Origin of the sequence: Actinoallomurus spadix (genome assembly GCF_024055725.1) — a bacterium.
Lineage (GTDB): Bacteria > Actinomycetota > Actinomycetes > Streptosporangiales > Streptosporangiaceae > Actinoallomurus > Actinoallomurus spadix.
In genome coordinates this window covers 94,625-106,749 of the sequence record NZ_JAMXMX010000009.1, presented here as the reverse complement: position 1 = coordinate 106,749, position 12,125 = coordinate 94,625, and the positions used below count along the sequence as shown (strand labels likewise).

At 73.1% G+C, this 12,125-nt stretch carries 9 protein-coding genes; 1 reads left to right on the top strand and 8 read right to left on the bottom strand.

Annotated features, from left to right (window positions below; translation table 11 throughout):
• The 4 genes from NE235_RS15610 to NE235_RS15595 all read right to left on the bottom strand — a co-directional run bounded on the left by NE235_RS15610 (position 1) and on the right by NE235_RS15595 (position 5,872).
• A complete protein-coding gene (locus tag NE235_RS15610; protein WP_252803362.1) occupies positions 1-2,133 on the bottom strand; it encodes an ArnT family glycosyltransferase in 2,133 nt (710 codons plus the stop codon).
• Entirely contained in the window at positions 2,130-3,443 is a 1,314-nt protein-coding gene (locus NE235_RS15605; protein WP_252803359.1) for a bifunctional glycosyltransferase family 2/GtrA family protein, read from the bottom strand. The genes NE235_RS15610 and NE235_RS15605 overlap by 4 nt, the downstream gene beginning before the upstream one ends.
• Positions 3,444-3,686: 243 nt before the next feature.
• Positions 3,687-5,201, bottom strand: a complete 1,515-nt coding sequence (locus NE235_RS15600; RefSeq protein ID WP_252803357.1) for a HAMP domain-containing sensor histidine kinase — start codon at positions 5,199-5,201, stop codon at positions 3,687-3,689.
• On the bottom strand, positions 5,198-5,872 hold the full coding sequence (locus NE235_RS15595) for a response regulator transcription factor (protein ID WP_425542471.1): 675 nt from the start codon (positions 5,870-5,872) through the stop codon (positions 5,198-5,200). The genes NE235_RS15600 and NE235_RS15595 overlap by 4 nt, the downstream gene beginning before the upstream one ends.
• A gap of 229 nt (positions 5,873-6,101) precedes the next feature.
• Here NE235_RS15595 and NE235_RS15590 point away from each other — a divergent pair, with 229 nt between their 5' ends.
• Positions 6,102-7,094, top strand: coding sequence for an aldo/keto reductase (locus NE235_RS15590; protein ID WP_252803355.1), 993 nt, complete (start codon positions 6,102-6,104; stop codon positions 7,092-7,094).
• A 59-nt stretch (positions 7,095-7,153) separates the two neighbouring features.
• On the opposite strand, the gene NE235_RS15585 is transcribed toward NE235_RS15590, so the two are convergent.
• The 4 genes from NE235_RS15585 to NE235_RS15570 form a co-directional block, all read right to left on the bottom strand.
• On the bottom strand, positions 7,154-7,897 hold the full coding sequence (locus NE235_RS15585; RefSeq protein ID WP_252803354.1) for a hypothetical protein: 744 nt from the start codon (positions 7,895-7,897) through the stop codon (positions 7,154-7,156).
• Between the two features lie 119 nt (positions 7,898-8,016).
• Entirely contained in the window at positions 8,017-9,654 is a 1,638-nt protein-coding gene (locus NE235_RS15580; protein WP_252803352.1) for an L-lactate permease, read from the bottom strand.
• Positions 9,651-10,913, bottom strand: coding sequence for a (Fe-S)-binding protein (locus tag NE235_RS15575; RefSeq protein ID WP_252803350.1), 1,263 nt, complete (start codon positions 10,911-10,913; stop codon positions 9,651-9,653). Before NE235_RS15575 ends, NE235_RS15580 begins: the two co-directional genes overlap by 4 nt.
• Positions 10,913-12,076 carry an FAD-binding oxidoreductase gene (locus NE235_RS15570; protein WP_252803348.1) on the bottom strand — a complete coding sequence of 388 codons (1,164 nt, stop codon included), beginning with the start codon at positions 12,074-12,076 and terminating at the stop codon, positions 10,913-10,915. The genes NE235_RS15575 and NE235_RS15570 overlap by 1 nt, the downstream gene beginning before the upstream one ends.
• Positions 12,077-12,125: the final 49 nt, after the last annotated feature.

The following is a 12,125-nucleotide window of genomic DNA, read 5'->3' as shown; positions in this document are numbered from 1 at the left end:
TCAGCCGCAGCGGTAGAGGGAGGAACCGCTGCTCTGCGTCGTGGCGGCGCCGTACTCCGAGGCCTTCACGGCGGTGCAGTTCTTGGTGACCCAGGTGGTCACGTCGGAGCTGCCGCCGCCGTCGGGGCCGCCACGGCCGCCGAAGCCGCCGCCGGTCATCACGTAGTGCAGCTTGCCGGCCTTGACCAGCTCCTGGAGCCTCTGCGCCGTCATCGCCTTGTCGCTGCCGCCGAAGCCGAACATGGAGATCACGGGCTTGCCGGTCTGCAGGATGAGCGACGCCGCGCTCTGGGAGTCACCGACCGCGACGAGCCAGGTCGCGCCGCCCTGGTTCTTCTCCAGATAGGAGATCATCTGCGAGCTCACCTGTCCGCCCATGCCCGGACCACCACCCATGCCGGGACCACCGCCCTGGCCGCCAGGGCCGCTCGGCGCGCGGCCGCCGGCCGCGTCACCGCCGGCCGCGTCACCGCCCGGCGCTCCACCGCCGGGGAGGCCGCCGCCCGGGAAGCCGCCCCGGAATCCGCCGTTCTCCTCGATCCGCTCCCTGATGGCGGCGGGCAGCCGGCCGCCGCCCGGCATCCCGCCGCGCATGCCGCCTGGGAAGCCCATGCCGCCGGAGCCGGGGCCGGCCGTGGGGTTGCTGCCGTTCACGTGGCTGCCGGCGGCCGAGACCGCGAAGGCCGCAGGCCCGGCGAGGCCGGCCACGAGGCCGACGCCGGCCGCCAGGACGCCGAAGCGGGCGAGGGAGGCGGGGCCGAGACGCGTGGCCAGCAGGCCGACCACCGCGACCACGGTGAGGCCCGCGACCACCCAGGCCAGCCACGGGTTCCAGTCCGGGGTACGGCCCAGGAGGACGAAGGCCCAGGTGCCGGTCACCGCGACGCCGACGGGCAGGATCCAGGGCCAGGCGCCGCCGCGACGGCGGGCGCGGGTCAGCTCGACCGCGCCGATGCCGGTCAGGGCGGCGATCGCCGGGGCCATGGCCGTCGTGTAGTAGGGGTGCATGATGCCGCTCGCGAAGCTGAACACCACGAAGTGCAGGGCCAGCCAGCCGCCCCACATGACCAGCGCCGCCCGCGCCGGGTCGGTGCGCGGCCGCCTCCAGTAGAGGACCAGGCCCGCCACGAGCGCGATCGCGGCCATCGGCAGCAGCCAGGAGATCTGGCCGCCGAGGACGTCGTTGAACATCCGCCCGAGGCCCGACGTGCCGGAGAAGCCCCCGCCGCCCCCGGGCCCGCCACGGCCACCGCCCGGGCCGCCGCTCTCGTTGCCGGTGATGCGGCCGATGCCGTTGTAGCCGATGACGAGGTTCCAGGCGGTGCCGTCCGTGCTGCCGCCGATATAGGGCCGCTTGCCCGCCGGGATCAGGTCGACGATCACCAGCCACCAGAGGCTCGACACCGCGAGGACGACTCCGGCGGCCAGCAGGTGCCCGATCCGGCGGACCAGGCCGCCGCGGGCGAACAGCAGATAGGTGAGAGCCAGCGCCGGCAGCAGGATGTACGCCTGCAGCATCTTGGTGTTGAACCCGCAGCCGACGAAGAACGCCGAGGCGAGCAGCCAGCGCGGCCGCCCGGACTCCAGCGCCCGCTGGCACGCCCACGCGGCCAGGGCCAGCAGCAGCACGAGCAGCGTGTCGGGGTTGTTGTCCCGGTTGATCGCCACGGTGATCGGCGTGAGCGTCATGACGAGCGCGGCGATGACGCCCGCGACCGGCCCGAAGGCCCGCCGGACCGTCGCGTACACGACGGCGATCGCCGCGACGCCCATGACGACCTCGGGCAGCAGCAGGCTCCACGTGCCGAAGCCCATGATCCGGCCGGGGATCTCCTGGACCCACAGGGCCATCGGCGGCTTGTCCACCGTGATGAAGGACCCGGCGTCCAGGGAGCCGAAGAAGAACGCCTTCCAGCTCTGGGTACCGCTCTTGACGGCGGCGGAGTAGAAGTCGTTCGCGTAACCGCCTCCGGACAGGCCCCAGGCGTACAGGGCGGTGGCCAGCGCGAGGACGGCCCACAGCGCGGGCCGGGTCCAGCGGGGGTCTTCGGCGGGGCCGAGCGCGAGGCGTCTGAGCCGGCTCTCGGGCGGCGCCTGCCAGGCGCCGACGGGTTCGGACAGCTGGGTGGTCAACGGGACTGCTCCTGGAGGACGGGCTCCGATCCCTCGGCGGCGCGGCGCGGGTGGAACACCCAGGCGCGCAGCAGGACGAAGCGTACGACGGCGGCGAACAGGTTGAGGGCGAACAGCGCGCCGACCTCGGCGAGGCGGGACGCGCCCGGGGAGGCGGCGTTCAGGGCGGCCAGCCCGGCGGTGCTGATGGCGAGGCCGACGAGGAAGGCGACGCCGCCCTCCAGCTGGTGCCGTACGGCACGCCGGCGGCCACGGACGCCGAAGGTGAACCGGCGGTTCGCCGCGGTGTTGGCGATCGCGGCGAGGAAGTACGACACGACGTTCGCGGCGACCACCGGCATGAGGAGGCGCAGCAGCGCGTAGAGCACGAGCTGGGCGACGGTGCTGATCACGCCGATGACGGCGAAGCTCGGTAGCTGCCGCTTCATCCCGGTCGGCAGCCGGGCCTCCCGCGCGCGGGCCGGGACCGGCACGCGGAAGGCGCCGGACAGTACGCGCCGGGTCACCCGTGCCATGCCGCGCAGGTCGTCGACCGCCGTACGGACGACGTCGACGCGGCTGTCGGGGTCGTCGACCCAGTCCACCGGCACCTCGTGGATGCGCAGGCCGTTGCGCTCGGCGAGCAGCAGCAGCTCGGTGTCGAAGAACCAGGCCTCGTCCTCGACGGCGGGCAGCAGGGCCCGCACGATCTCGGTGCGGCCGGCCTTGAACCCGCACTGGGCGTCGGAGAAGTGCGCGGCGAGCGCCGTCCGCAGCAGCAGGTTGTAGGTGCGGGAGATGAACTCCCGCTTCGGCCCGCGGACGACGGCGGAGCCGCGCGACAGCCGGGTTCCGATCGCCAGGTCGCTGTGGCCGGACACCAGCGGCGCGATCAGCGGAAGGAACGCGTGCAGGTCGGTGGACAGGTCCACGTCCATGTAGGCGACCACGTCGGCGACGCTGGTGCTCCACACGTGCCGGAGCGCCCGCCCGCGGCCCTTGCGGTCCAGGTGCACCGCGTCGACCTCGGGGATCTCCAGCGCCAGCCGCTGCGCGACCTTCCAGGTGCCGTCGGTGCTGGCGTTGTCCGCGATCGTGATCACGAAGCGGTACGGGAAGGTCGTGCGAAGGTAGGCGTGCAGGCGGCGCACGCTGGCCGCCAGGACGTGCTGTTCGTTGTAGACGGGAATGGCGACCTCGACGAGCGGGTCGCGGGGGTCTTCCTCGGTCGTCCCCGGGGGACGCCCCAGGAGGCTGAGCCGGGAACGCACGGCTGAGCCGTGCGCCGGCCCGGACCTCGGGGGCGCCACGGAGATCGTCGGCTCGGTCATGGGGACCAAGGTCGCCACCCATCGTGGGAGCCGCCTGAGCCGTCTGTGAAGCGGGGATGAGAAACCCCCTCTCATCCGTCTCTCATCGGCCGCAATACGGCTCGCCGCGCTGACGCCCGCGCCGATCGAGGTCTCGGCGAGCGTCGCCGACCCGGACGCGTCGTTCTCGGGCACGCCGACGGCGAGCGGGTACGCCGCGTGGGGGCCGGTCATCCCGGCGCGTTGCTGAAGGTCGTCGCGTCGCTAGCCCCGGTCGTCGGTGTCTTCGCCGCCGGCGCCGCCGCCTGCGTCGACGACGCCGACCCGCGACTCGTCGCGGCCCAGCTCCGCGCCCTGTGGCGGCGTGGCCGACCCCGGCAGGCGGAGCCACGCCACCGTGCCGCCGCCCTCGGCGGGCCCGAGGCGGACCTCGCCGCCCGCGTCCGCCACGGTACGAGCGACGATCGCCAGGCCCAGCCCTGACCCGGGCAGGCCGCGGGCGGACGGAGAACGCCAGAACCGGTCGAAGACGTACGGCAGGTCCTCGGGCGGGATGCCCGGCCCATGGTCGCGTACGGTCAGCTCGCCGCCGGCCAGCCGCACGGCGACGGTTCCGTCCGGCGGGCTGAACTTCACGGCGTTGTCGAGGAGGTTCACCACCGCCCGTTCGAGGGACGCCGCGTCGCCGCGTACGTACCAGGGCGCGACGTCCGCGTCGATGCGCAGGCCGGGGCCGCGCAGCCGCGCCCGGCGCAGGGCGTTGCCGACGGCCTCGTGCAGGGCGACGTCCTCCTCGATGCGCGCGCCGGCGGCGGGCTGGGGCCGGGACAGGTCGAGCAGGTCGCCGACGAGGTGGGTGAGCTCGACCAGCTGCGCCTTGACGTTGCCGAGGAGCTTTTGCTTGTGCCCGGCGGGCAGTGGCCGGCCGGTCGCCTCGCTGCGCAGCATGAGGTCGACGTTCGTGCGCAGGCTGGTCAGCGGGGTGCGCAGCTCGTGGCCCGCGTCGACGATCAGCTGCTGCTGGCGTTCGCGCGCGCTGGCCAGGGCGCGGGTCATGCTGTTGAACGACCGGCTCAGCCGCGCGATCTCGTCGTGGCCGTCGGCCGGGATGGTCGTGGCCAGGTCCTCGGTGCGGGCGATGTGCTCGACGGCGGCGGTGAGCCGGTGGACGGGGCGCAGCGCGGCACGGGCGATGAACAGGCCGGCGGTGGCCGCGCCGACGACCCCGACGGCGGAGACGACGACCAGGAGCACGGCGAGGCTGTCGAGCTTCTCGTTGACCGGGTCGAGGGGCTTGGCGATCGACACCGCGACCCCGGTGACCGGGTCTCGGTGGGTGAAGACCCGCATCGGGGTGCCGCTCTTGGTGCGGCCGTCGCGGCGGACGAGGTCGCGCAGGCCCTTGGCGACGTCCACGTCCCCGGCCGTCGGCACGAGCGGATCGGTGGTGTCCTTCGGGTCGCAGGAGGTGCCGTCCGCCCGCACGACCTGCATGGTGGGCAGGAAGTCGCGGAACCGTTCGTTGCCGCCGCGCGCCTGCTGCCCGCAGATGTCGGCGACGGGGTCGGCGTCCTGGGGTGGCGGCGGACCGCCCTTGCCGCCGCCCATCGGCCTGCCGCCGAACCCGGCCTTCGGGCTCGACAGCGACTGGTCGAGCTGCTCGACGAGCTGGCGGCGGACGATGAACCAGCAGCCGATGGCGCAGGCCGCGACCGCGACGGCCACCGCCAGGCTCGTCAGCACGGCGAGCCGGGTCCGCAGCGACAGCCGGGTGATCATGCTTCGCGCAGGACGTAGCCGACACCGCGCACGGTGTGGATGAGCCGGGGCTCGCCCATCTTGCGCCGCAGGTACATCACGTAGACGTCGAGGGAGTTCGAGGCGGGTTCGAAGTCGAAGCCCCACACCGTCTCGAGGATCTGCTCGCGGGTGAGCACCTGACGCGGGTGTGCCAGGAACATCTCCAGCAGGGTGTACTCCGTGCGGGTCAGGCCGAGCGCGCGGTCGTCGCGGGTGACCTCTCGGGTCAGCGTGTTCATCCGCACGCCGGCGTATTCCAGAACGTCTCCGGGCTCCTCCGCCGGCCGGGAGGCGAGCGCGCTGCGACGGAGCAGCGCGCGGACCCGGGCCAGCAGTTCGTCGAGCTCGAACGGCTTGACGAGGTAGTCGTCGGCGCCGGAGTCCAGGCCCGTCACCCGGTCGCCGATGGTGTCCCGCGCGGTGAGCATGAGGACCGGCACGGTCTCCCCGTGGGCGCGCAGCCGGCGGCAGGTGGTCAGTCCGTCGAGGCGGGGCATGAGGATGTCGAGCAGGACGAGGTCGGGTTTGACGGCGTCCAGCTTCTCCAGAGCCTCCAGCCCGTCCACCGCGGTCTCCACCTCGTAGTCCTCGAAGGCGAGACTGCTGGCGAGTGACTCTCGGACGGCGGGTTCGTCGTCCACGACCAGAATGCGCACGATCCGACGTTACCGGCGCCCCGACCTGGGAGAACCGGCGCGGACGGTCACCAGGCGCTTTCTCACGTAACTCTCAGCTTCTTCACCGCCCGTGGGTGGACCTGCCCAATGCTGGTCGCCACTGTGGCCGTTGAACTGCAACTTGCATCATCTATGTTGCGAGTTGTACGTTCATCGCGTCCGGCTTGACGCGACTACCGGTTCTCTCGAAAGGCTGAAGAACGTGGAGTACACCCGCCTGGGCCGCAGCGGCCTTTCCGTCTCCCGGCTCGTCCTCGGCACCATGAATTTCGGATCGCGCACGTCCGAAGAGGACAGTCACGCGATCATGGACCGGGCGCACGACCATGGCATCAACTTCTTCGACACGGCCGACGTGTACGGCGCGCAGCAGGGTGAGGGCGGCACCGAGGCGATCATCGGCCGGTGGTTCGCCCAGGGCGGCGGCCGGCGCGACCGGACCGTCCTCGCCACCAAGGTGTACCTGCCGATGGGGGACCGGCCCAACGAGAGCGGCCTGTCCGCGCTGCACATCCGCCGCGCGGTCGACGCCTCACTCAAACGCCTGCAGACCGACCACATCGACCTGTACCAGATGCACCACATCGACCGGGACACGCCGTGGGAGGAGATCTGGGAGGCGTTCAGCGTCCTCCGCCAGCAGGGGAAGGTCCTCTATTACGGCTCGTCCAACTTCGCGGGCTGGCACCTCGCGCAGGCACAGGAGGCCGCGCGGTCCCGGCACTTCCTCGGCCTGGTCTCCGAGCAGTCGATCTACAACCTGATGAACCGCTGGGTCGAGTTGGAGGTGCTGCCCGCCGCCCGGCACTACGGGGTCGGTCTGATCCCGTATTCGCCGCTGCACGGCGGCGTGCTCAGCGGCGTCCTGCGCAAGCAGCGCGAGGGCAGCGCCGTCCGCAGCGGGTCGGGACTCTGGGCCGCTGCGTTCGACGAGCACCGGGACTCCGTCGAGGCGTACGAGAAGCTGTGCGCCGAGCTCGGCGAGGACCCGGCCCACGTCGGCCTCGCGTGGCTGCTCGCGCAGGACGGGGTGACCGGGCCGATCATCGGGCCGCGGACGGCCGAGCAGCTCGACGGCGCACTGCGCGCCCTGCGGATCACACTCGACGCCGGAACGCTCGCCGAGCTGGACGCGATCTTCCCGCCGCCCGCGCCCAACGGGGCCAGGCCCGCGCCCGAGGCGTACGCCTGGTGAGCGCGCCCGGCCTGACGCGGTGAGTGCGCCCGGCCTGACGCGATGAGTGCGCGACCCCGTCAGGAACCGTTGGCCGGCGGGAACTCGGCCTCGACGGCCTGCCGGTCGGTGACGAAGCGCGGGTTCCAGACGTACAGTCCGACGTCGTCCCGCCGCACGTCCTTGTTCACGCCCATGTCGGTGGCGACCCGGAGCAGGTAGCTCGCCCCGGCGGGGATGAACTGGTCGCCGTCCTCGGACCGGGGTGCCGGGAACCCGAGCGTGTCGATGACCTGAGTGGTGTCGGGCAGGGTGCACATGCCCGAGGGGGCGCCGGGCTGGGGCATGCACCGGCCCGAGCCCGCGACGCTCGCCGGCAGGGCGGAGCGCTTGACGAACAGGTCGGCCGGGAAGTCGAGCAGGGCGGGCCGGGTGCCGGTGTTGGTGATGACGTAGTCGATGTAGGCGAGGGTCGCGCCGTCCGGCGGCGGTGTGCGTGTCCCGGGAAGCGGCTTGTCGGCGGTGCCGGACTCCACCGCGGCGATCGCGTAGGTGTAGCCGTCCGGGGTGGTGAGGTCGAGCTTCGGGCCGGCCTTGAGCTTGGCGAGGGTCCGCCCGTGGGAGGTCCCGGCCGCGGCGGCGTCCGTCTTGGCCGCCGCGACGGTGCCCGGATCGGGCCGGCCGTCGGTCTCGTGGGTCCGGATGGCGTAGATCGCTCCGGCGAGGGCGGCCACCCCGACGACGCCGGTGACGGCGCCCGCGATGCCGAGGCGGGCGGCGTTCCCGGCTTTCTTTCGTCGATGTGAGCGGTGGCTCGCTGGCATTGATCATCCCGGTTCGATGGCCGCGTGCGGGCAGGTCGGAGCCTTGCCCGATGGTTTGGAGAGGACAAAAGATAGCAAAGTAGGTCGAAATTCAGAATTACCGCGGAGATGACCGTTCGTCAGGGCACCATCCACGCGAGAATGGCACCGGCCTGCAAAAGGACCAGCACGCACATGCCGGCCAGGAACACGAGACTCCAAATGATCACCCGGCGGAGGATGTCGCCCTCCCGGCCGTCCAGTCCGACCGCCGCGGCGGCGATCGCCAGATTCTGCGGGGACACCATCTTGCCGAGCACTCCGCCGGAACTGTTGGCGGCGGCCAGGAGCACCGGCGACAGGTCGGCCCGGCCCGCGGCGGCCACCTGCAGGGCGCCGAACAGGGAGTTCGAGGAGGTGTCGGAGCCGGTCACCGCCGTGCCGAGCCAGCCGAGGATGGGGGAGAGGAACGCGAAGAATCCCCCGGCCCCCGCCATCCAGGTGCCCAAAGTGATCGTTTGTCCCGACGCGTTCATCACGAAGGCCAGCGCGAGAACGAGCATGACGGTGAGAATCGCCCAGCGCAGCTGTACCAGCGTGTCGCGATAGGCCCGTAGTGCGCCGCCGACCGGAATGCGCAAAATGATCATGGTGAGCAGTCCGGCGGCCAGCATCTGGGTGCCCGGGGACGTCAGGTAGTTCACCGTGAAGGCCGGCAGGGAGAGCGGTCTGCCCGCGGCGTTCTCCAGGTGAAGACCCGGCCAGCGCACCGTCCGCGTCGCCTCGCCGAGCGCGTTCTTGATCGCCGTTATCTGGCAGACGACGAACACCACGATGATCGTCGCGTACGGCAGGTAGGCCCGCAGGACCTCCCGGCGGTCGTCCGGGTGGGCGACCCGCTCGGCGAACTCCGGCGTCGGCTCGTCCGCCGCGCCGCCCGCCACGACCACGTGGCCGCTCGGGCGCGGCCGCGCCCGTACCATCGCCACCACCGCGGCGACCGACACCAGCGACGCCACCACGTCCGCCAGCGGAACCGACACGAAGTTCGACGTGGCGTACTGCGCGGCCGCGAAGGCCACCCCGCAGCCGAGCGCGGGTGCCCAGGTCTCCCGCAGGCCGCGGCGCCCGTCGACGATGCCGACGAGCACCAGCGGCACGAACAGCGCGAGGATCGGCGTCTGCCGCCCGACCATCGCCCCGAGGGTGTCGCTCGACTGCGACGTCACCTTGCCGAGCGTGAGGATGGGGGTGGCCATCGCGCCGAAGGCCACCGGCGCGGTGTTCGCGGTCAGCGCCAGCACCGCGGCCTTGAGCGGCCGGAAGCCCAGCGCGATCAGCATGACCGAGGTGACCGCCACCGGCGTGCCGAACCCCGCGAGAGCCTCCAGCAGCGCCCCGAACGAGAACGCGATGATGATCGCCTGAATCCGCTGGTCGTCGCTGACCCGCGCGAACGAGCGCCGCAGCACGTCGAAGTGCCCGGTCTCCACCGTCATCGTGTAGACCCAGATCGCGTTGATCACGATCCACAGGATCGGGAAGAACCCGAACGCCGCCCCCTCCGTCCCGGCCAGGGCCGCCTGGCCGGCCGGCATCCCGTACGCCCAGACCGCCACGGCCAGCGCGACGGCGAGGGCGACCAGCGAAGCGGTCCAAGCCCGCATGCGCAGGCCGCCGAGCAGCACGAACAGCGTCAGCAGCGGCAGCGCGGCGACCAGCGAACTCCAGGCGAGGGAATGGGCGACGGGATCGAGCACCTGGCGGAACACGCTCACCTCCGGGACAGAAACGACTCCTTGCCGATCCCCCGAATGGACGCGTCCAGGACCTCTGCCGTGTGGGCCACCGGCAGTTCCCGCCCGCGGCGGCGCAGGGCGGTGGTGATCTGCAGGGTGCAGCCGGGGTTCGCGGCGACGAGCAGGTCCGCGCCGGTCGCCGCGACGTTCTCCGCCTTGCGTTCGCCGAGCTCGCCCGCCGCCTCCGGCCGCAGCAGGTTGTACACCCCGGCGGACCCGCAGCAGATCTCCGGCTCGGCGACCTCCCTGACCCGCAGCCCGGGGATGCCGGCGAGCAGCCGCCGGGGCTGCGCGCGCACCCCCTGGGCGTGCCCGAGGTGACACGCGTCGTGGTACGCGACCGTCAGGTCCAGGGGATGCCGGGTGGCGCGCGGCCCCAGCTCGGCCAGGAACTCCGCGAGGTCACGCGTCTTCGCGGACAGCGCGGCCGCCCGCCCGGCCCACTCGGGGTCGCCGGCCAGCACGGCACCGTAGTCCTTCATCGCGGACCCGCACCCGGCCGCGTTCACGACGACCACGTCCACGTCCGCGAACGCCTCGATGACCGCGCGCGCGAACGCCTTCGCCTCCCCGGCCCGGCCGCTGTGCAGCGACAGCGCCCCGCAGCAGCCCTGCCCCTTCGGGATGACGACGTCGCAGCCCTCCATGGCCAGCACGCGGGCGGTCGCGGCGTTCACGCCGGGGAAGAACTCGCGCTGCACGCACCCGGTCAGCATCCCCACGACGGCCCGGCGCTCCCCGTGGGCGGGGACGCGCTCCGGCAGCCGTACGTGCCGGGCCGGTGGCGGCGTGAGACGCTCCATCGCCGCCAGGGTGGGGGAGACCCGCTCCAGGAGCGGTCCGAGGTCCAGGTGCAGCCGGCGGTACGCCCGCAGCGGCCCGCGCAGCGCCCGCAGCCGCCGCGGGTACGGGAAAACGGCGAAGATCAGCTCACGCAGCAGCCGCTCCCCGCGCGACCGCGGATGGTCCTCCTCGATCCGCGCCCGCGTCAGCTCGATGAGCCGGTCGTAGCGGACCCCGGACGGGCACGCGGTCACGCACGCCATGCAGCCGAGGCAGCGGTCCACGTGCTCGACGGTCGAGTCGGTCAGCGGCCCGCCGTGTTCCAGCTGGTCCATGAGGTGGATGCGGCCGCGCGGCGAGTCCATCTCCTCGCCCCACAGCACGTACGTCGGGCAGGTCGGCAGGCAGAACCCGCAGTGCACGCAGTCGTCGAGCAGCTCCCGGAACTCCTCCACTAGATGCCTCCGGCGAAGCGGCCCGGCGCCATCCGGTGCTCGGGATCGAACTGGTCCTTGACCCGGCGCATCAGCGGCAGCACCGGACTCGGCCCCCACCGGTCGAGCCGTACGCCCGCCGGCGCGGTGAGCGCGACCGCCGTGCCGTGGCGGCGCAGCCGCGCGAGAGCGTCGTCCGCGCCGTCGGCGGGCAGGGCCACGTGCCACACGCCGCGCCCGGCCGAGCCCCGGATTCGCGCCGCGCCGTCCAGCTCGGCGAACAGGGCCGGAAGGGCGGTCGGCAGGGCGTGTACCTCGGCCAGCACCTCCCCATCGGGGAGCCGGCCCCACCAGCCGGGCGGGCCCTCGCCCGTCCGGCCGCCGATGAGCCCGCACGCCGCCTCGGCCCGGGGCACGACCCCGGCGGGCACACCTTCGAACAGCGCCGCGACGGTGATCGGGCCGGGCCCGTCCACCTCGATCGCGGCCGGCACCAGCGCCGAGTGCAGCAGCGCCTGGGCCATGGCGAGGGCCTGTCCGGCGTCGGAGGCGGTGGCGGAGACGTACGCCGTGGCGCGCGGCAGCGGATGCAGCCGGAACGCCGCCTCGACGATCAGGCCCAGCGTCCCGTACGAGCCGGTGAACAGCTTGCCGAGGTCGTACCCGGCGACGTTCTTGACGACCTTGCCGCCCGCGTGCGCGACGACGCCGTCGGCGCGGACGACGGTGATGCCGATCAGCAGGTCGCGCGCCGAGCCGTACAACAGCCGGCGCGGCCCGGCGGTCCCGGTCGCCAGGACCCCGCCGACGGTCCCGCCCGGCGGCGGCGGGTCGAGGGCGAGCTGCTGCCGCGACCCGGCGAGCGCCTCGCGCAGGTCGTCCAGGGGCAGTCCGGCCTCGGTCTTGACGACGAGGTCCCCGGCGGCGTGCTCGACGATCCGGCGCAGCCGGCGGGTGTCCACGAGCAGGTCGCAGCCGTCCGGCGGCGCGCCCCAGTGCGTCTTCGTCCCCGCGCCGCGCGGGACCACCGTGAGCCCGTGCGCGGCGGCCGCCCGCATCAGGTCGGCGGCCTCCGCGACCGACGCGGGCGCGGCGACGTACGACGGCGTGACGCCCTGGACGGCGTCGCCGTCCTCGCCCGGCCGGACCTCGCACGCCTTGCCGAGATCGTCCAGCACCGCCATCAGCACAGCACCGCCATCAGAACAGGTCCGCCTTCATCGGCGGCAGGTC

What these genes read in the sequence shown, in the direction of transcription:
- NE235_RS15605 (WP_252803359.1), bottom strand. Translation starts at nt 3,443, where the DNA reads ATGACCGAGCCGACGATCTCCGTGGCGCCCCCGAGGTCCGGGCCGGCG.
- NE235_RS15600 (WP_252803357.1), bottom strand. Translation starts at nt 5,201, where the DNA reads ATGATCACCCGGCTGTCGCTGCGGACCCGGCTCGCCGTGCTGACGAGC.
- NE235_RS15585 (WP_252803354.1), bottom strand. Translation starts at nt 7,897, where the DNA reads ATGCCAGCGAGCCACCGCTCACATCGACGAAAGAAAGCCGGGAACGCC.
- NE235_RS15570 (WP_252803348.1), bottom strand. Translation starts at nt 12,076, where the DNA reads ATGGCGGTGCTGGACGATCTCGGCAAGGCGTGCGAGGTCCGGCCGGGC.